This window comes from Undibacterium sp. YM2 (assembly GCF_009937975.1).
GTDB lineage: Bacteria > Pseudomonadota > Gammaproteobacteria > Burkholderiales > Burkholderiaceae_D > Undibacterium.
In genome coordinates, this window is sequence record NZ_AP018441.1 from 26,403 (window position 1) to 45,446 (window position 19,044).

A 19,044-nucleotide genomic window follows, 5' to 3' on the forward strand; every position below is an offset into this window, starting at 1 on the left:
TCAGTTAGGCTAGGACAAGTACAAGCCCAGGGATAAATATTGACATTTTTATAAAATTATTTATCCTTGGCGATCTTGTATGACCTGAACAACCGCCTGACAGGATTATTTCCCATGACTACAGTGCCTGAGTTGCCATTCCTCCAGATACTTCCCTATCTATTCTTGTATGCCGCCATCGCGGCAGCCTGGTTGCCTCCAATAGTGTTGGCCGGGCCTGTCAAAAACCTGGTACCCGGTCACCTGCTCGCTGCGCTGGCAGGAATACTGGCTTTGATCAGCGCTCTCATCTCACCCGTGGCAGCGCTGGTATTGCTGGTACTGGCACTCTTGCTGTGGGCGAGCGTCCAGAATACCTTTCCGCTTGCCTTGCGCATAGTCGCTGGCGTGCTGGCACTGCTGGTAGCGCTGCTACTGGCCATGCACAAAGTGCCCGGCTTTCACAATATCCTGCTGCTGGACAAAGTCAGGTTCAGCGATGATGCCATCCCTTTTACCCTGTATGCCAATTTCGACAAGGGCATGACAGGCTATCTGCTGCTGAGTCTGTTTTGTTCGCGCGCCAGCAGCTGGAAGCAATTCCTGGCAGATGGCAAGCGCATTGCCCTGCCAGCTCTGCTGACTATTGCAGTCTTGATCGTGCTTGGTCTGGCGACACATTTTTTCCGCTTTCTTCCCAAATTGCCGGAAGCGACTTTGCTCTTTTTTGCCGTGAATCTGTTTTTGACTTGCGTGGCAGAAGAAGCTTTTTTCCGTGGGCTGATGCAGGAAGCCATTTATCGCCTGGGTAACAAGCCAGCCTATGGCTATCTGGCGATCGCGCTGTCAGCAATCTTGTTTGGCCTGGCACACCTTGGCGGCGGCACGCAGTATGCTGCCCTGGCGACAGTGGCAGGGCTGGGCTATGCCCTCATCTACCACCAGACTCGCAGGCTGGAGTGGGTGATACTCACGCATGCGGCTTTTAATCTGTGTCACTTTGTTTTATTCACCTATCCGAAGTTGGCTTGATTTTTTTACAGCCCATGACGTGTCGGTACAAATCCGTCGCACTGGTACAAGTATGAATCAATTGTCATGGCTAGACTGCCCCTGTTGCCAATAGCGGGAGTCATGATGGAAGAGCTGGAAGTCATTAGAGAAGATAATGTTCTGCTGACGCGTCTGGACGACGTCACTAAACTGATACAAACCAATAGTCTGTGGTATCTGACTTTTGGCCTGGCCTGCTGCGCTGTGGAAATGATACAGGCCGCTGCATCACGTTATGACATGGAGCGCTTTGGCATGATACCGCGTGCCAGCCCCAGGCAGGCTGACCTGATGATCGTGGCAGGTACACTGACCAACAAGATGGCACCGGCCCTGCGCCGCATCTATGACCAGATGGCAGAGCCGCGCTATGTCATTTCCATGGGGTCATGCGCGAATGGTGGCGGCTATTATCACTACTCATATTCAGTCGTACGTGGTTGCGACCGTATCGTGCCGGTGGATGTGTATATCCCAGGCTGTCCGCCTACGGCAGAGACGCTGATTTATGGGATCATACAATTGCAGAGAAAGATACGCAGCAGGAAAATGATAGAGCGCTAGGCAAGGACAATGAGCTTGTAGCGCAGCATGTAAGGCAGGAGATAATTGTAGGCCAGGCCGGGCGTTACCCGCAATTCTCGCAGGCGTTCATCTTGGTAGTACATGGTGATGGCACTGCCATCATGTCTTGATTCCCAGATGGACATGTCAGACGTGAAATTCATGTAATGCCATGTGCCATCTGCTTCTGACAAACCATCCCATATCAGGCGCGATAATTCATCGCCCCCGACAAAATCAGCCCAGTCTATGGTTTGATCTCCATTTTGGGGCTTGATCTCTAATGCTGTCATCAGCCCCGGCTTTGATACACCACTTTATCAAGGCTGGCTTCACCAAAGGCATCGGCATTGCTGAGGTAATCATCAAAAGGCCCCAGCTTGCTGATTTCTGTGCCATTGCGGAAAACCAGTTGCAAACCGTTTTCTTCATCCCAGTCGCAATCGCATTCCACTGACACATATACCGTCTTGTCGCCATTCGGGCGCTGGCTGACCAGGGCTTCATAGCCATACTGTATGTGCTGCCAGACATCAGATGGTTGGGCTATCTGCACGACGTCGAGTTTTTCAGACTTGCGGTAGTTGGCTGTGTCCTGATAATAGGCAAAGATATCTGCTTCGGCTTTGCGCAGTGCGGCTGGATCAAGCTTGATGAAGTTGGCAATGGCAGTGTGAAAATCTGCCTTGCTGGTGTCATCGGCTTCATCATAGCCTTCGAGCAGGAATTCATATTCTTGTTCTTGCAGGGCGGGGATGAGTACAGGCTGGCTGATGTACCAGCCATTTTCTTCATCTTTTTCTACTGGCCCAATTCCGGGGATATGCATGATGAGTTTTCTTTAGTGTTAGTGAATCAGGCAAGATTTGCCTTAACCACTATTGTCCCACACTAAGCTCTCAAGTTTGTGCTTCAGGATGCTGTTGTACCCCGGTTGTGTCATATAACTGGATTTCATTCAAGTGATCGAAGCAACTGACTTCCGCCGGGTTCAGGCCTATCCTGAGTTTTTTATCGCTACTGTTCAATTGTCCATGGTTGACCAGCAGGCGCATTTTGGCGATCAGGTCGGCGGTATGCAGCAAGTGGCCCAAGGGACTCCATTCTATGGCTTTGCGGCCACCTGCCTGTTGCTGCAGTGCCAGTATTACATGCTCAGGAAATTCCCAGCGCTGGGCAATACGGTAAGACAGGGTCGCTGCGACCGACGAAAAGATAGGCTGGAAGGCCGGGGAGTATTTGAATTTACCCTGCTCGCAAGTCTGGTCCAGCAGGCGGAAGGCGATGATGAGACCGACATTTTTCATCAAGCCCGTCAAAAATGCGTGGAAAGGGTCCATATCGCGTGCCAGGGTATGGCAGGCCACCGCACATTTCTCTGACTGACCCCAGATATGGGGGGCAGCACGGCGGGTGAATTGTCCGGCATTGAGGTTGATGATGGGGCGGAAAGCGACCTTGGCGATCACCAGGCGCAAGCCTTCTTCACCCAGGATCATGACGGCTTTTTCCAGGCTGTTGATACGGTCAGCCGGGTTGTACAGGGCGCTGTTGACGGTATTGATGACTTCACCCACCAGCACCACGTCCTTGACGATCTGGCGTGACAATTCACCGGCAGAAATGGTCTTGCTGCGCAGGCTGCTCAGCAATTGCGGGATGACGCTGGGTACGCGTGGCACGATGACGGCGTCGTTCAGGTCAGATGCCAGCAATTTGTACAATGCTTGCATGACAGTCTGTTCAGTTTCAAAACTGCCGCCTTCGCCAGGGTAGCCCATGACCCAGTCAAAAAACAGGCTGTCGACAGGCAGGGCAGGTTTCCAGGCGACGAGTTTTTCTATCGTGGCTGTACTGCTTGCCGGTGTTTCTGCTACCGGTACTGGCTCAGGCTGAGGTGTTGCAATCTCTGGTTCGGGTTTTGCCGTCACTACTGCTTCAGGTGTCTTTGGTGCAGCGACAACCTCAGGCGCTGGCGTGGGTTGGTTGCTGACAGGCGCGGCCTGTTCTGCACCGAACAGGCGGTTAAAGAATTTGCTCAGGGTATTCGCCACGGCTGCCCTTTCGATTCAAACTGAGAGCGCATCTTGATACTCATGATGCGCCAGAGCTTTCAGTGTGTATATTTGCCGTGAGCATGTCAATCCCAAGCGCCAGCTATCGTGAATTAGTTGCCCGCTTTTAACTTAAATTGTCATTCCCCAGCGGCAAGCTGGGCATTCAATATGGCAATTTCTGCCATGATTTCTGCGGGGAATTCTTCCCTCGCCCATGCCCGGTATTCACCTTGTGCATAGGCCAGGCCATTCTTGTAATACATATAGGCATTCAGGCGGTTGCGCACATAATTGTTTTGCGTGCGTACGACTTTGCCCGGTGTGCCCATGACGATGGAATTGTCAGGGATGACAGTACCTTCCTTGAGGAAAGTATGCCCCGCAATAATGCAGTTATTGCCGATCACGCAGCCATCCATGATGGTGGAGTTGATACCTATCAGGCAGTTATCACGGATGGTGCAGCCATGGATGGTGCAATGATGGGTGATGGAGCAATGGCTGCCTATGATGGTCGGGGTCTGGTCGCCAATATGCAGCATGACAAAGTCCTGGATATTGGTATAAGGACCGATGATGATTTCCTTATGCTCAGACCTGGCAACCACATTCATCCAGATCGAGGCATTTTGCCCCACACTGATCTTGCCATACAGTTGCGCCGTATCATGGATATATGCTGGCCTGTCGAGTTTGACATCCGGACCGATGAAAGCCATTTGCTCCCCCCAAAATAAACTGAGATAAACTGAGTCAACCAATCAAAGACAACAGCATACTGCCTTACAGATGCATTTGCAGAAGTATTCTGATAGCGATTATCCAGCACACCGCCATGCCAGACAGATACAGCATTGCCCGCCAGGGTTGCAGGCCACGCAGATAGACGATAGTGTGCAGATAGCGTATCAGTACATAGCTGCCAAACAGCCAGTTGGCGCTTGCTTGCGGGCCACCGAGCAAGGTATAAGTCAGCGCCAGGGCGAGAAAGAGTGGCAGATTTTCTACATCATTGCGCCAGACGCGGGCGCAGCGTTGTACCAGGTCGGCCTCTGCTTCTACAGAGCGCAGGCCAAACATGCCTGCATCCTCTGGCAAGAGATAGCGGCGACTGCGTATGCGGCTGATGACCTGTACGCCGCTCAACAGGCTGGCTTTCAGGAACAGTGCCAGCAGGGCCAGTACAAAGCTCGACAGTGCGGGATAGTTCATCATGCTGCCCCTTCTTCGTTTTGCTTGTTGCCGCGTGCATCCCTGGCAGCCGTAAATTGTGCGATTTGTTGACTTGAGGGGCGCAAGCCACTCATGGACCAGCCCTCGGCTTCGCTTTCCTGAATATTGATCCAGACTGACTTCTTGAACTCCGGGTTGCCACCACCTTCAATTTCTACCAGGGCATCGGCAATTTTTTCCAGCAGGCGCTGTTTCTGCTCCGTGTTCAGCATTCCTTTTATCGTGTTGATTTGCACGTAGGGCATGTCGTACTCCTTGTCTGTTTGTAAGAGACTGCATTGTGCGGTCTGCAGAAAAGTACTACCATTGGCTGAATCGACAAAAAAAGGTGTTTATTGGACAGGGCAGCCAAATGATAATGAAGACAACAAATGAAGGAATCATACGCATAGGCGTACTGGTCTATCCCGGTTGCCTGCGCAGCGGGGCAGTGATGCCCATGGATGTATTCACCATTGCCAATACCCTGGCAGGCATACGTCCTGCGGGTAGCAAGCCTGTGCAATTTGAAGCCTTCTGGGTCAGCGCCCGTGGTGATATCTTGCAAGAAGTAGATGGCCTGCATTTCCAGGCGCGTGACATCTATCAGCAAATACAGACGCAGAAGCTTGATGCCCTCATGGTGCCAGGAGTGGATCACAGGGACAGCAGTCAGCTTGATGGCTTGCTTGATGCGCTGGCACCTGAGCAGGCGCTGATGGAGAGTTATCTGCGGGACGATGGTCTGCTGATTTCCAGCTGTTCCAGCACCAGCCTGCTGGCGCGTACCGGCAAGCTTGATGGCCGCCGTGCCACGACAAGTTGGTGGCTCAGCGCATATTTTCGCAAGAATTTCCCGCAGGTTTTACTGGAGGCAGAAGAGCTCATCGTGGTGGATGGCCAACTGGTATCTTCTGGCGGCGTGACTTCCTATATCGATCTGTCGCTATGGCTGGTGGGGCATTTCGCTGGCGAAGAACTGCGTCAGATGACGGCCAAGATACTGGTCGTCGATGCCAATAGAAACAGCCAGGCACCTTATGTCGCCAAGGCTATCATGCAGGATCAGGGCCATGCGGTCATAGAACGCGCGAGGCGCTGGCTGAACAAGCGCCTGGACCAACAGTGGGCCATGGCCGACCTGGCCAGCTATTGCAATGTCAGCCAGCGGACTTTGCTCAGGCGTTTCCAGGAATCGATGAAACTCAGCCCCATCCACTATGTGCAACAATTAAGGGTGGAGCGCGCCAAGGCCTTGCTGGAAACCACGCGCCTGTCTCTCGAAGATATTACAGCGCGTTGTGGTTATGAAGATGTGTCGAGCTTCAGTAAAATCTTCAAGCAATGGGCGCAAGTGACGCCCAAGGATTACCGGCGCAGGTTTGGATTGAGATTCTAGATGGCATAAGGACGACAATGGATAACAGACATATAGTGATCGTTGGAGGTGGCGTCATCGGCAGTGCGGTGGCCTACTTTTTAGCCGTGCATCCCCGCTTCCAGGGCAGGATCACTGTGCTGGAACGCGACCCTACTTATACCCACGCTTCATCTGCCCTGTCTGCCAGTTCCATACGCCAGCAATTCAGCACACCGTTGAATATACAGATGTCGCAATTCGGCATCACCTTCCTGCGTGACTTGCATCGGCACCTCGAGGTTGATGGCGAGTTGCCTGAGTTGGGTCTCAGCGAACATGGCTATCTGTATCTGGCAACTGATGGCGGTGCAGCCACCCTGCTTGAGAATCATGAGATACAAAAGCATGCAAATGTTGATGTCGCCCTGCTAGCTCAAGATGCATTGAAGCAGAAATTCCCGTGGTTGAATGTCGATGATCTGGCATTGGGTTCGCTGGGCCTTAGTGGCGAAGGCTGGTTTGATGGCTATGCCTTGCTGATGGCATTTCGCCGCAAGGCACGCAGCCTCGGTGTCAGTTATTTGCAGTTGGATGCACAAGGTTTTGAACATGAGAAGGGCAGAGTAAGCAGCGTACGTTTGCAGGATGGTTCTGTCATTCAATGTGATGTTGCCGTCAATGCAGCCGGTGCCTGGGCGCGGCCTCTATTGGCAGGTACCGGTTTTGATTTGCCTGTCGTTGGCCGCAAGCGTACTGTGTTCGTGGTATCCAGTCCTGCGCAGACGCCGTCTTGCCCGCTCATCATTGACCCATCCGGTTTATGGTTGCGGCCAGAAGGCCAGCACTGGATATGTGGCTTGCCACCGGAAGATGATCCCGATGATGCACCGCTGGAAGCAGATTATGAGCAGTTCGATACAGTCTGGCAAATCATGGCGAATCGTGTTCCCGCTTTTGAAGCCCTGCGCATGCAGAGAGCCTGGGCTGGTTATTATGAATACCATGTGTTTGACCAGAATGCTGTTATCGGCGCGCATCCGCAATTGGCGAACCTGATACTGGCGAATGGCTTTAGCGGCCATGGCATGCAACACGCACCCGCTACCGGGCGCGGTATTGCAGAGCTATTGATCGATGGCGCTTACCGCAGCCTGGACTTATCGTCCTTGTCAGCCCAGCGCATACTGGATGGCAGGCCGCTGCTGGAAAAGAACGTGATTTAAGAGCGTGATTTGAAGCTGTCCGCTTATGCAGCTTTGGCAGCATAAGCATCCAGCTCATCAAGCCAGATCTGCTTTTGTTCAGGCGTGACAAACGAGGCTTCAAAGGCATTGCGCGCCAGTTGCAGCAATTCTTCCTTGCCCAGTTTCAGCGCGTCGGCAGTGGCGATGTAATTCGCATTCATGTATCCACCAAAATACGCCGGATCATCTGAGTTGATGGTTACGCACAAACCTGCACGCAGCATGCGCGCCAGATTATGCTCGCGCATATCCTTGACCACGCACAGCTTCAGATTCGACAGCGGGCATACCGTCAAAGGCATGCGGCTTTGCTGCAACCTGGCCATGAGGGCAGGGTCTTCTTCTGCGCGTACACCGTGATCTATGCGTTCCACCTGCAAGACATCCAGGGCGCTATGGATATAGGCTGGCGGGCCTTCTTCACCGGCATGTGCGACCAGGCGAAACCCCATGGCTTGCGCAATGGTGAAGACATGGGCAAATTTTTCTGGCGGGTTGCCAACTTCAGCAGAGTCCAGACCCACACCCGTCCACAGATCGGCATATGACTCACGCAAGGGCAGGGCGGCTTCCAGCGTGGCGATTGCGTCTTCTTCACTGAGGTGGCGCAGGAAGCACAAGATCATCGCACCAGAAAATCCATGATTGGCACGCGCTTCGCGCAAGGCGCGGGCGATGCCTGCAAAAACGGTGCTGATATCTATGCCACGTGCAGTATGGGTTTGCGGGTCAAAGAACAGTTCCACATGGCGCACATTGTCAGCCAGGGCGCGCTCTATATAGGCATGCGTCAGGTCAAAGAAATCCTGTTCGGTTTGCAGCACGGCAGCACCGGCGTAATACAGGTCCAGGAAAGACTGCAAGTCTGCAAAGTCGTAGGCTGCGCGTACTTCTTCCACGTTCGCATACGGTAATTGCACATTGTTTTTTTGTGCCAGAGCAAACATCAGTTCCGGTTCCAGCGAACCTTCTATATGCAAATGTAATTCTGCCTTGGGCAGGCCGCGGATAAAGTCGTGCAGTTGAGTACTCATGATCTTGAACCTGAAAAGGGATAATTCCGGATAAAAATACGGCAATGATACGCTGAAGATATCACTGCACCCTTTTCAGGATATCAAAACCAGATGATGTTCTGTATAGATGGCCGCATATTGATACTGGCCAGTGCTTGATGGCGTGGGATTTTTACAGTCAGCAGGTGAACCGGCGCAAAGCAGTATGGACGATGGCCACAGCCATCGCCCCTGTTCATCGCCGCTATTGATTATCGCGCTGTTTTCATCGTTTGCTGGTGACGCCTGTTACCTGTCAGTACAGATTAGTGCAGATTAGTGCAACAACACGCTTTGACCCATATAGCCATCAAACTGGCCAAGGAAGTCGTCGATTTCTTCTATGCTGGGTTCACTGGCGATGAGGTCAGTCACGTCCTTGCGGAAATTGATGGCCAGCGGGCCGCCAATAAACCATTCGCGGCGTACTGCCTTGTCAGTGATTTCATAACCACCAAAGCGCAGGGCTTCGTGGTCAGTATCGGCACCATATTCGATGACGCTGTATTGATCGCTGTTATAGATGAGATTCATTTTATGCATCCTTTCTGGCGGGAGGATATTTCCTCTGGTTAACCGTTCATGGTGCTTACATGATGTTGCTTACAGCGAATTTCAAGCAATTGCTGTCGATGAAGCTACTACTCTTATTTCCGTAACGCAAGGTACATAGGGCTATTCTGTGCTGCTATGAAGTATTACGGCACGGCAACGTCTCGACTTTAGCGACTTAACATTGGTTCACAAGCTGGTGTGAGCATTGATCTCAAGCAAGTTAGTGTAGGTGGGGTCCTGAAGTGTGAGCAGAAGTTTATCCAGGTGGGCATCGCTGGCGATGCCTAGGTATATATTAGCTGGTTTTTGCCGGAGGGCGCGGTTCAGTGTGACGCGCAGGCTGAGGTTGCCTATGCAACAAAAGCAACCTGGGGCAATGCGGCTGATGTGCATCAGCTCCGTGGCTTGCAAGATATCTTGCCCATCAGGCAAGCCTTCGAGGATGACGACATTTTTGTCGGTGGCAGCGTTGTTGTCTGCGCTGTTACCAGGTAAACGGGCAAGGGACGCTGCAATTGCCGCCTCCCTCTGGGTATAACTCGCGCCATGTATCAGGTGTAATTGCGCTTTTGCTGCTGTCACTTTGCACTCACGCCGAATCATGCTTTATTCATATCGTGCAGTGCTGCAATATTACTCACCACGTTTCGCGTACTTCATGGACTCAACGCCCAGTTGCTTGAGTTTGCGGTACAGGTGCGTGCGTTCCAGCCCGGTTTTTTCTGCCACCCTGGTCATGCTGCCGCCTTCGCGGTTCAGGTGGTATTCGAAATAGATGCGTTCGAAAGCATCCCTGGCCTCGCGCAGCGGCAAGTCAAACGACAGGCTGGCGAACTGATTATTTGGTGCAGCAGCAACAGGCTGGGCTGCCGAAAAATGCCTGGCTTCATAGGCTGGTGCTGCACTGCCAAAGCTGCCGGATATACCTGCGCTGGCAGGATTGTCATTGCTGATCACGCGCAAGGCAGGAGCTGCCGGTTTTGCTGGTTCGGTGCTTCGGGTCAGGCCTTGCTGTACTGCTTTCAACAGTTTTTGCAGGGCGATGGGTTTTTCCAGGAAATTCAAGGCACCTATCCGGGTCGCTTCGACCGCTGTATCTATCGTGGCATGACCTGACATCATGATCACCGGCATCGTCAGCAAGCCGTCACGCTGCCATTCTTTCAACAGGGTAACGCCATCCGTGTCCGGCATCCAGATGTCGAGCAAGACCAGATCCGGCCTGGCTTCCTGCCGGGCAAGACGTGCCTGCTGAGCATTTTCAGCAAGTTGAACCACATGACCTTCATCACCGAGAATTTCAGACAACAATTCACGGATACCCATTTCATCATCTACGACCAATATATTTGCCATAAATCTACCCTATTACCGCCTCTATGTTTTTTTGGGTGCTTCTTACCGTTCGATGTTCAAGTCTGCACATGGCCTGCCCCAGACTGGCTGGTGAAGACGATGTACTTGTGTTGAATGACAATTTCAAAGTGCCCCTTCTGCTCTTTAGCCGTATTCCTCTTTTGGGAATATCGGAACAACTACTGCGCAACAAATACTGCACAACTATTACCGCAAGTACGGTGAACTTACGCCGTATTTGAATCCGGTGCTAACTTTAACAGCAAAATCGCTACTTTTGCACCGTTTGTATCGCTACGATTTTGAATATCGATCCTGCCGCCATGCTCATCGATGATTTTCTTCACCATTGCCAGCCCCAGACCGGTGCCGCGTGGTTTGGAAGTGGCATAGGGTTCAAAAGCCCTGGCCAGGATTTTGCTGGAAAATCCGGGGCCGTTATCGATAATTGACAGGCGTACCGCAGAGTGTGCTATCTGGTCAGTTCCAGTGTAGCGCACTACATCGGTGATGACATCAATACGTGCCACAAAACCGGGAGTGGTATTGTCGGCAACAGCGTCCTGGGCGTTTTGTAAAAGATTGTGAATTACCTGGCGCAACTGGGTGGCGTCGCCCATGACCTTGGGTAAATCTGCTGCCATGGTCAGCTTGATGGCGTCCCGGCCATCTCCGGCGATATACAGGTGCAGCACTTCATCAATCAGGCCAGCGAGATTCAAGGGCATCAACACTGCGGGCGGCGTACGGGCATAGTCACGGAAGTCATCGACCATGCGCTTCATCGACGTCACCTGGTTGACGATGGTGGTTGTGCTCTTATTGAGTATCAGTACATCGGTTTCGCTGAGCTTGTCCTGTAATTTCATTTGCAGACGCTCTGCTGACAGCTGTATCGGCGTCAGCGGGTTCTTGATTTCATGTGCGAGGCGGCGCGCCACTTCACCCCAGGCGATGGAACGCTGGGCAGAAATGATATTACTGATGTCATCGAACACCACCACATAACCACTGCCCGATGCCACCGGCAGGTGGGAACCACGGGCCAGCAGGGTAATGCTTTGTTCTTCTTCTGCCGCTACCGCTTCTGAGGGGGCTCCCGCTGCTCCTGCAGTTCCAGATACGGCAGGGGCAGCAGTCTTCTTGCCTTTATTCGGGCGCGGCACTTCAATTTGCTGTTGCCAGTGTTGTTCGCGTTCGTTTTCGCCACCGGCAGCCGACTGCGCATGCTGTTCAGAAAAAGCCTTGGAAATCGCAAAGGCAAAGGCCTGCATGCCATCAATATCGGCCAATGGCTTATTGATTTCGCTTTCCAGCCTGCGCTGCAGGATACGTTCTACCGATTCATTGCAAGTCACCAGATTGCCATTCTGGTCCAGTACCATCACACCGGCGGACATGTTCGCCAGCACAGATTCCAGATAGGCCTTGGCGTTTTCCAGCTCATTGCGGTTTTTTTCCACCGTGGCACGGGCGTCAAACAATTGCCGGGTCATAGTGTTGAAAGACTTGGTCAGGCTGCCCAGCTCATCGGTGCTGGTGACGATAGGGCGGGGCGAGAAATTACCTTCGGTCACGGCCTTGGTACCCTCTGCCAGCAACAACAGCGGCCTGGCCAGTTCACCCGAAATCAAAAACGCGCTGGTGATTGCTGCAACTATCGCCAGCAACAAGGTCAGCGTCAGGGTGATGATGTACATCTTTTTCAGGTTCACCCGGCCTATGGATCGTACCTGGTATTCACGGGAGGCATTGCTCAGGGCTTCGGCATGCATCGCCAGATTCGCTGGTACTGGCTGTATCAGTTGCAGGTACAGGGCTTCGTTTTGCAGGGATATCCAGCCCGTCGTCATACGCAAAGGTACCACCACGCGCGAGCGCAGGATGCGGGCAGGTTCAGGTGCCAGTGCCGGTCTGGTAGCACCGCGGGTTTCTGCACTGCTGGCAGAACTTGCCGGGCTTGCAGCAGGATCATCTGCCGCTGGCTGTATCAGTTTTTCATCCCTGGCAGCGTAATAACGCGACAGCTTGACTTGCCTGATCATTTCCGGCGTAGGCAATTCAGGTAGCAGGCTGCTGACATTGTCATTGGCAGAGGCAATCAGGCGGCCCTTGCTATTGACGATCGTGGCTTCCTGTATCTGCATGCGTTCACGCAGGCGCGACAGATGGATGGACATTGAGCTCTCAGACGGATCAGACAATTCTGACGCCATGTCATTGGCCTTGGATTGCAAGTCCGCCAGCAAGAAATCAAGCGCAGTCAGCCCATGTTCTTGCCAGAATCGAGTGCAGACTCGACCTTGACGTCAAACCAGGATTCGATGGAGCGCGAGACAAACTGTACTGAAACCAGGTAAATCACGCTGCCCGGCAAAATACCAACGAGGGCAAACAAGACCACCAGCCTGGTCATCAGTTTGGAACCGAACTCCTTGGCACGGAAACGGCGGAACAAACGCAATACCAGCGTCAGCACCAGGACCAGCAAGGCCAGGGCAACTACGGCATTGGCGTCCAGCAGCCATTCATAGTAACGCTCAAAACGCGCAGAATTTTCCTGTACTGTGGTCAGGAAAAACAGCAGGATGCTCATCAGAGCGCCGCCGATAATCAGTGCATACCGCAAAAATCTTGTCACTTGTCTTCAGCCTTGAAGGAAAAACGCTTCCACTCGGTTTTCTGGCTCCAGTGACTGTCGTTGAAGCTGGGTATCTGCAAATGCATGGGGATCTTGCTCAGGCCCATGCGCAATTGCAAGGCAACATTGTAGGTGGCACCAGCCGAGAGCAGGGATTTGTCAGCAATCAGCCAGCGATTCGGGCGTGTCACCAGGTTCAGTGCCGCATCCAGAGAGGGGAAGTTTTGTTGCAAGCCATTATTAATGGTGGCGCTGTATTGCTGCGTCCATTCATTATAGGCAATCCTGACCAGGTATTCGCTGCGCACGACCTTTTCATCCACCCAGTACCAGCGTGAACGGGTCAGCTCTACCTCGGTCGTGAACGATACCGGGATGCCATCGCGGATAGCCTTGCGCAAGCTGTCACTGAGTTCCAGCGAGAAACTGGCCGCCAGGCGGTAACCTTCGTCACTGGCTTCTATCCTGGCGGTTTTGACTTCCACATCGGCAGCCTGGGCCGCAGGCACCACTGCCATTGCCAACAGCGCCAACATCAAAGTCAGCGAAAACTGGCGCAGCAGGGAAGCGAAACGTCTGAACATGCAATCAATACGGAAACAAAAGTCTGCTAATGATAGCTTGAACTTGTTGGCATTCGTCAATTTTGCAGTGGTTTTTGAAACAATGCATAGAACAAACCGTCATGTTCGTTGTTGCTTTCGGACGTATTGCCCATGCTGGGCAGTAATTGGCCTGGTGCATCCAGGCGTTCTGCCCCGTTGCGGGTGGCAAAGGCGGCTGCCTGGGCTTCTGATTCCAGCGGCCAGATTGAGCAGGTGACCATCAGCATCTTGCCGCCCGGTTTCAGCATGCGCCACAGATTATCGAGGATGCGGGCGGACAGTGCCGCCAACTGGGCAGCATCGGTCTTGCGGCGCAGCCAGCGGCTGTCCGGGTGACGCCTGACCACGCCAGAGGCCGTGCAGGGCACGTCAGCCAGGATGCGGTCATAAGGCTGGCTATCCCACCAGTTATTACGGGTGGCATCGCCTTCCTTGATAGTCGCAAACAGTTTCAGGCGCGCCAGGTTTTCATGGATGCGCTGGATACGGGCGGGGTCGGTATCGACGGCAGTCAGTTCAATATCGGCCAGTTCCAGCAAATGGCCAGTCTTGCCGCCGGGGCAGCGCAAGCGTCGAGCACCCGCATGCCTGCCTGTACATCCAGCAAGGGAGCGGCCAGTTGCGCTGCGGCATCCTGCACGGACACCACGCCAGCTTCAAAGCCAGGAATGTTTTGCACCGGCATAGGACGGTCAAGGCGTACGGCAAACGGACCTATCTGGCTGGCGCCGATTTGCTGGCTGGCCAATAATTCCAGATAGGCAGCCACCGTACTGGCACGCTGATTGACCCGCAAAGTCAGAGGCGGGGCATGGTTGCCACAGCTTAAAATCGCTTGCCAGTCTTGCGGGTAGGCTGCCTTGCACTGATCTACCCACCATTGCGGGTAATTCCATGCGGCTGCCGGTTGCTTCATGACCAGCTTCAGTAACTCATCTTTTTCACGCAGGTAGCGGCGCAGCACGGCATTCACCATGCCCTTGGCAAATACCATGTGCGGGCTGGAGGTGGCGGCGTTTACTGCCTGATCCACCACCACAAATTCTTCATACGCTTTTTCCTCATCGCCTTCGTTGCCCACCAGTAAGGTCAGGGCGCAGCACAGCAGGCTATACAACAAGGCCGGTTCCGGCGTCTTGTTGGTCATGATCTTCAGCAAGGCATCAACCCGGCCCACCTGGCGCATGGTACGGTAGGCAATATCCTGGATAGCGCCACGGGCTTGCGGCAAAGGGTTGGTTTGCGTGAATACCCGGGCCAGCGCCTGTGGCAGCGCCGTACCTTCCAGCACATAGGCCACTGCCTGTGCTGCACCGACCAGGCTGAAAGCCAGCGAGTCTGCCTTGACTTCTACAGTCTCAAATTCGACCTGCGGCTTATTGCTGTCGCGGGATGTACTACCTGCGCGTGCAGTGCTGCCATTCGCATTGCCACTCGCGGCATTTGTGCTACGGGCAGGTTTGGCTGGTCGGCCCAGGGTTTTTCTTGGTTGATCTTGCATACTTTTATTGGATGGATTCGCAATACCGCAATAAATTGCCTTTGTGGCAATTTAACATAAATTCGCCCGCCAGCACATTCTGCCCATAAAAATGGCAGGCTGGATCATGGCGAAAGGGCGCTAGTGTAACAGCCTTGCTGCCTTAATCTGTTTTCTTCGGGGCGAAACCATGCCTGGCTGGTTTCCAATTCCATGTTCACCATCAGATAAACTGCTTTCAGGCGGCTTTTTGTATCTGTTCCAAAGGGGTAAATTGCTGGAGTTCCAGCCAGGTGCGCAAGTCGTCGAATACCTGGGTGGCATCGAGCTCATTAAATATCTCGTGATAGAAACCGGGGTAAAAATGCTCCCTGAACCGGGATGCATCCAGTTTTTCCAGGAAGCGCCTGCTGCCGGCAGGATCGACCAGGTGATCATCCTCTGCCACCATCATCAGCAGGGGGATGCTTAATTCAGCAGCATGGGAATGGCAATAGTCCATGGCCTGCAACATGCTGGTCAGCAGGCGTGCACTCAGGCGTGTATGTACCAGGGCATCATTTTGATAGGCGAGTACCACTTCGCCATCATGGGATAAATAGCGAGTTTGCAAGCCGTTTGGCAAGCCAACGCCGGGGATCAGGCTGGAAGCCACTTTCAGCAAGCCATGCTGCAGGCTGGACATGCGTATTGCCAGCGCAGGGGAAGATAAAATCAGGGCACGCAAGGGGCTCAGTTGTTCCAGTGCGTAGCGGGCAGCGAACAGGCCACCCATGCTATGTCCTAACAGGATGGGCGGGCCAGCCAGTGACTGGCTAAAGTCGCTGATGACCATCTGGGCGTCACGCAGCAGACACATGGAGTCCGGTACGTCACCGCTGCCACCATCAGACTGGCCATGACCACGGTGATCATAAGTACGTACGACAAAACCCAGGGTATTGAAAAACCTGGCGACATGGGCATAGCGGCCACAGTGTTCGCCCAGGCCGTGCATGATGACCACCCCTTGCCGGGGTTGCTCCATGAGCGCTTCCGCGAGTGGCCAGTCACGCACAAAAATCGCCTTGCCGTCGGCGCTGCTGAGTTCGAATTCCCTGGTATTTTCTACGTGGGAAGTCATGGCTTTATACGCCCCACATGACTTCACGCTGCATCTTGTTGGCGGCGTGCAGCATCTCAAGCACAGGGAAGGCCCTGGTGGCAAAGCTCACGGGTTCTGGAGCTTCATGCTCATTATCATCACCATTTTCATTGTGATGGGCATTCACATCGCGGCTCACTTCTTCAGAAATGGAATGTGCCTTGCTTTCGGCAACGGCAGCTTCTATCTTTTCTATTGCCTGAGGCAACTCTGGAGGTGTAATGATGCCGCGTTCTACATCCTTGTGCAAAAGATCCAGGATGCGACGCGCATGTTCTTTGTACATGGTGATTTCTGTAGCAGCTTTGGATTTGAACGTGATCAGCATGGACATTTCCCCTATTTTTCTATGATATGTGAAGATTAAGCGGCCAGGCACCAGCGGTGCGCCAGCAACATCAGTCTGGCTACGCTCACTTATATAATAATCCCAAATTGTGCGCTTGTCGTTTCAGATTGTTGCTTCAGCCGGATTTGAAAGAAGTCATATAGGTGTCAATGACATCCTGCTTCATGTCTTTTTCCTGGCCGAGCATGATAATTTGATACACCCAGGGGCCGCGAGTCAAAAAGCGGCCTACCATCATGATGGGCTGGCCATTACGCAGCTTGCCACGTACTTCCAGCATGTCTGTGCCTGTGCTTCTGGTAGTTTCTGGCGTTCCCTGAATATTTCTGATCATGCCTTTCTTCATGGCTTCCATGACCAGGCCTGCTTTGCCAGCATCCTCTAGCTTTGTGCTGCCAACCGCAAAACTGATGCCGCCCACCTCACCGGCCAGCATATCCATTTTCAGGTTGATGCCTTCGAGTTGCATGTCCTTGCTGTCGGTCAGGGGTTTGCCCGGCATCAGGATGGAAAAAGGCGCATTGCTGCCCCTGGCATCCCGCCAGTCAAATTTAGGGCTGCAGGCATTCAGCAATAGCAGGCTGGCAAGCAGCAGGGTGCAACGGAGTACTGGTTTCATGGAGATCAAATCGATAAGATTGCGAGAAGGCATTCATGTTTACGGCTTTCTTGCCGTCAACAACATGAAAAACCACTACATGATAATTCCTTTGTACCGATTGCGCCTGTTTTTGCAAATAACGGCGGTGTCCGCAAATTGACAGGTGTTTTACTCTCTGTCTTCAGCAACAAGCCACTCTGCGCAGTTATACAGTGGGGTATCATGACAACTGAGCATAGATAACTGCGAACAGATAAGTCTGAGCAGGTAGGACCGGGTATGTTTTCATTTCATTTTTTGGTGCTGTGATGTCACTTTTCAAGTTCTCTGGGATTTTTTTGCTGATGCTGACATCGCTGACGGCTTGCGACCGCCTGGGTTTGCCTGACCCGCGAAAGAAGCAGCGGCCCGCGAATCAGATGCCCGTGCCACCGGCAGCGCCTGCCGCCATGCTGGCCGCGCCATAGAAGACTGTTATGCCCTGAACCCTGATGCTGCCCGCTCAGCCGTTTATGCCGGATGGAAGGAAATGAACGACTATATGCGGGAAAACAAGATCGATGTCGTCAAGCCCGAGCTGGCCAAATCCGAACCACCGAAAACCGAGGAAAGCAGCGCCTCCGCCAGTGCCAAGGCATCAAAGTAAAGTTCAAAAATGGTGGTACGTACCATGCAGCCAGCCGACCTGGCAGCTGTCTATCATATACAGACCCAGGCTTATGTGGCCGACATGGTGGAAGCCCCCACATTACTGGCCAGCCGCCTGGCGGCAGCACCAGCTTGTGCCTGGGTGGCCGAGCTTGGCAATCAGGTAGTCGCTTACCTTGCAGCCTATCCTTCACGCTTTGGGAAGATTTCTGCCCTGGGACAGGAATTCCAGCCCGCCCAGCCAGCCAATGCGCTCTACCTGCATGATATGGCCGTCGCACCAGAGCAGGCCGGTCAGGGGTTGGCCCGTGCCATACTGGCAAGCGCACTGGAATATGCAGCTGCGCAAGGCTGGCAATATGCCTGCCTGGTCTCCGTACAAAGTACCCGGTCTTACTGGCAAAAACTCGGATTCATAGCGCAGACTGACCTGGATGAAGAACAACAGGCAAAGCTCGACAGCTATGTGGGGCCTGCCTTTTATATGGTCAGGGCCTTGTAAAGCCACAATGGAAAAAAGCGGCTTTGCCAGCCAGGGTGGCTGGGCAAATCCGCTTTGCAGGCCTGGTTGTGATGAGTTCTAGCGGTTATTCTTCTGCCTTGCTGCCAGACTTTTCTTTTTTGTAGATAATTTTCTTTTTGCCACCTTCGCAGGTGCCGACCACGCGGTGCTTGGTTTCAGTGTCTTTGGATACCACCTGCAGACTGTAATTGCTGACTCCTTTGCCCTCCAGCTTTGCTGCCACCTTGTCTTTGATTACTTCGCAAGAAGTGACTTCGGCCCAGGCCGGGGCGCTGCCGAGCAACAAACTGATGACCAGACCTTTGATCCAAACGCTTTTTCTCATTTTGCTTGCTCCCTCTCCAAGTTTTTATGCAATACCCGGGCAAGCCATCGTTGGCATGTATCCAGGTACATTCTTAAAACCGTAACATTTCCCGGATATTTTTAACAGGAATAAATAGTTACTTCATAGAAAGCGTGGTAAATCGTCTGCATATTTGCTGCTGACTGATAAAGTCCCGCTGTTGCAAGGTGTATTTCATCAACATGGTAGCAAGCCCTGATAGTCATGTTTGTGTATATTCTTGTCGATATAAAAACTATCAGTCACTGTTGAGTACCGGAATAGAATATATT

At 52.9% G+C, this 19,044-nt stretch carries 21 protein-coding genes and 2 pseudogenes; 6 read left to right on the top strand and 17 right to left on the bottom strand.

Going from position 1 to position 19,044, the window contains the following annotated elements; all coding sequences use genetic code 11:
• The first annotated feature begins 114 nt into the window (after nt 1-114).
• Both UNDYM_RS00110 and UNDYM_RS00115 read left to right on the top strand, forming a co-directional pair.
• Complete coding sequence (locus UNDYM_RS00110; RefSeq protein WP_162039191.1) at nt 115-1,011, top strand: CPBP family intramembrane glutamic endopeptidase; 897 nt, start codon at nt 115-117, stop codon at nt 1,009-1,011.
• Between the two features lie 105 nt (nt 1,012-1,116).
• Complete coding sequence (locus tag UNDYM_RS00115) at nt 1,117-1,596, top strand: NADH-quinone oxidoreductase subunit B family protein (RefSeq protein WP_197741902.1); 480 nt, start codon at nt 1,117-1,119, stop codon at nt 1,594-1,596.
• Here UNDYM_RS00115 and UNDYM_RS00120 read toward each other — a convergent pair.
• The 6 genes from UNDYM_RS00120 to UNDYM_RS00145 all read right to left on the bottom strand — a co-directional run bounded on the left by UNDYM_RS00120 (nt 1,593) and on the right by UNDYM_RS00145 (nt 5,131).
• On the bottom strand, nt 1,593-1,889 hold the full coding sequence (locus UNDYM_RS00120; RefSeq protein WP_162039192.1) for a hypothetical protein: 297 nt from the start codon (nt 1,887-1,889) through the stop codon (nt 1,593-1,595). The genes UNDYM_RS00115 and UNDYM_RS00120 overlap by 4 nt on opposite strands.
• A complete protein-coding gene (locus UNDYM_RS00125; RefSeq protein WP_162039193.1) occupies nt 1,889-2,425 on the bottom strand; it encodes a hypothetical protein in 537 nt (178 codons plus the stop codon). The genes UNDYM_RS00120 and UNDYM_RS00125 overlap by 1 nt, the downstream gene beginning before the upstream one ends.
• Nucleotides 2,426-2,495: 70 nt before the next feature.
• A complete protein-coding gene (locus tag UNDYM_RS00130; protein ID WP_162039194.1) occupies nt 2,496-3,650 on the bottom strand; it encodes an HDOD domain-containing protein in 1,155 nt (384 codons plus the stop codon).
• Nucleotides 3,651-3,790: 140 nt separating this feature from the next.
• Nucleotides 3,791-4,372, bottom strand: a complete 582-nt coding sequence (locus UNDYM_RS00135; RefSeq protein ID WP_162039195.1) for a gamma carbonic anhydrase family protein — start codon at nt 4,370-4,372, stop codon at nt 3,791-3,793.
• Nucleotides 4,373-4,436: 64 nt separating this feature from the next.
• Nucleotides 4,437-4,868: an MAPEG family protein gene (locus tag UNDYM_RS00140; protein ID WP_162039196.1), complete on the bottom strand. Its 432-nt coding sequence runs from the start codon at nt 4,866-4,868 to the stop codon at nt 4,437-4,439.
• Nucleotides 4,865-5,131, bottom strand: a complete 267-nt coding sequence (locus UNDYM_RS00145) for a tautomerase family protein (protein WP_162039197.1) — start codon at nt 5,129-5,131, stop codon at nt 4,865-4,867. The genes UNDYM_RS00140 and UNDYM_RS00145 overlap by 4 nt, the downstream gene beginning before the upstream one ends.
• Before the next feature lie 113 nt (nt 5,132-5,244).
• On the opposite strand from UNDYM_RS00145, the gene UNDYM_RS00150 reads away from it, so the two are divergent.
• Together UNDYM_RS00150 and UNDYM_RS00155 are read left to right on the top strand one after the other, a co-directional pair.
• The gene (locus tag UNDYM_RS00150; protein WP_162039198.1) at nt 5,245-6,264 is read left to right on the top strand and encodes a GlxA family transcriptional regulator; all 1,020 of its coding nucleotides are present in this window, start codon (nt 5,245-5,247) and stop codon (nt 6,262-6,264) included.
• A gap of 17 nt (nt 6,265-6,281) precedes the next feature.
• Entirely contained in the window at nt 6,282-7,448 is a 1,167-nt protein-coding gene (locus UNDYM_RS00155; protein ID WP_162039199.1) for an FAD-binding oxidoreductase, read from the top strand.
• Between the two features lie 23 nt (nt 7,449-7,471).
• Here UNDYM_RS00155 and UNDYM_RS00160 read toward each other — a convergent pair whose 3' ends face one another.
• From UNDYM_RS00160 to UNDYM_RS00205, 10 genes and pseudogenes are all read right to left on the bottom strand, one after another.
• The gene (locus UNDYM_RS00160) at nt 7,472-8,503 is read right to left on the bottom strand and encodes an adenosine deaminase (protein WP_162039200.1); all 1,032 of its coding nucleotides are present in this window, start codon (nt 8,501-8,503) and stop codon (nt 7,472-7,474) included.
• 297 nt (nt 8,504-8,800) lie between these two features.
• Nucleotides 8,801-9,058, bottom strand: a complete 258-nt coding sequence (locus UNDYM_RS00165) for a DUF3567 domain-containing protein (RefSeq protein WP_162039201.1) — start codon at nt 9,056-9,058, stop codon at nt 8,801-8,803.
• A 207-nt stretch (nt 9,059-9,265) separates the two neighbouring features.
• Entirely contained in the window at nt 9,266-9,661 is a 396-nt protein-coding gene (locus UNDYM_RS00170) for a GTPase (RefSeq protein ID WP_232063650.1), read from the bottom strand.
• Between the two features lie 51 nt (nt 9,662-9,712).
• The gene (locus UNDYM_RS00175) at nt 9,713-10,435 is read right to left on the bottom strand and encodes a response regulator (protein ID WP_162039203.1); all 723 of its coding nucleotides are present in this window, start codon (nt 10,433-10,435) and stop codon (nt 9,713-9,715) included.
• A gap of 227 nt (nt 10,436-10,662) precedes the next feature.
• Nucleotides 10,663-13,076: pseudogene (locus tag UNDYM_RS00180) on the bottom strand (ATP-binding protein).
• A complete protein-coding gene (locus tag UNDYM_RS00185) occupies nt 13,073-13,660 on the bottom strand; it encodes a DUF4390 domain-containing protein (RefSeq protein WP_162039204.1) in 588 nt (195 codons plus the stop codon). Before UNDYM_RS00185 ends, UNDYM_RS00180 begins: the two are co-directional and overlap by 4 nt.
• Nucleotides 13,661-13,716: 56 nt before the next feature.
• Nucleotides 13,717-15,182, bottom strand: a pseudogene (gene rsmB, locus UNDYM_RS00190) (16S rRNA (cytosine(967)-C(5))-methyltransferase RsmB).
• A 217-nt stretch (nt 15,183-15,399) separates the two neighbouring features.
• Nucleotides 15,400-16,284 (bottom strand): alpha/beta hydrolase, encoded by an 885-nt coding sequence (locus UNDYM_RS00195; RefSeq protein WP_162039205.1) that lies wholly within the window; start codon nt 16,282-16,284, stop codon nt 15,400-15,402.
• Nucleotides 16,285-16,288: 4 nt separating this feature from the next.
• Nucleotides 16,289-16,633 carry a DUF1840 domain-containing protein gene (locus UNDYM_RS00200; protein ID WP_162039206.1) on the bottom strand — a complete coding sequence of 115 codons (345 nt, stop codon included), beginning with the start codon at nt 16,631-16,633 and terminating at the stop codon, nt 16,289-16,291.
• Between the two features lie 136 nt (nt 16,634-16,769).
• The gene (locus UNDYM_RS00205; RefSeq protein ID WP_162039207.1) at nt 16,770-17,273 is read right to left on the bottom strand and encodes a hypothetical protein; all 504 of its coding nucleotides are present in this window, start codon (nt 17,271-17,273) and stop codon (nt 16,770-16,772) included.
• A 290-nt stretch (nt 17,274-17,563) separates the two neighbouring features.
• Between UNDYM_RS00205 and UNDYM_RS30365 the strand changes: the two genes are divergently transcribed.
• Both UNDYM_RS30365 and UNDYM_RS00215 read left to right on the top strand, forming a co-directional pair.
• Complete coding sequence (locus UNDYM_RS30365; protein WP_232063651.1) at nt 17,564-17,722, top strand: hypothetical protein; 159 nt, start codon at nt 17,564-17,566, stop codon at nt 17,720-17,722.
• Nucleotides 17,723-17,910: 188 nt separating this feature from the next.
• Nucleotides 17,911-18,405: a GNAT family N-acetyltransferase gene (locus tag UNDYM_RS00215; RefSeq protein ID WP_162039208.1), complete on the top strand. Its 495-nt coding sequence runs from the start codon at nt 17,911-17,913 to the stop codon at nt 18,403-18,405.
• An 85-nt stretch (nt 18,406-18,490) separates the two neighbouring features.
• Here the strand turns inward: UNDYM_RS00215 and UNDYM_RS00220 are convergent, their stop codons facing one another.
• Nucleotides 18,491-18,751 carry a DUF1161 domain-containing protein gene (locus UNDYM_RS00220; protein WP_197740961.1) on the bottom strand — a complete coding sequence of 87 codons (261 nt, stop codon included), beginning with the start codon at nt 18,749-18,751 and terminating at the stop codon, nt 18,491-18,493.
• Nucleotides 18,752-19,044 lie beyond the last annotated feature (293 nt).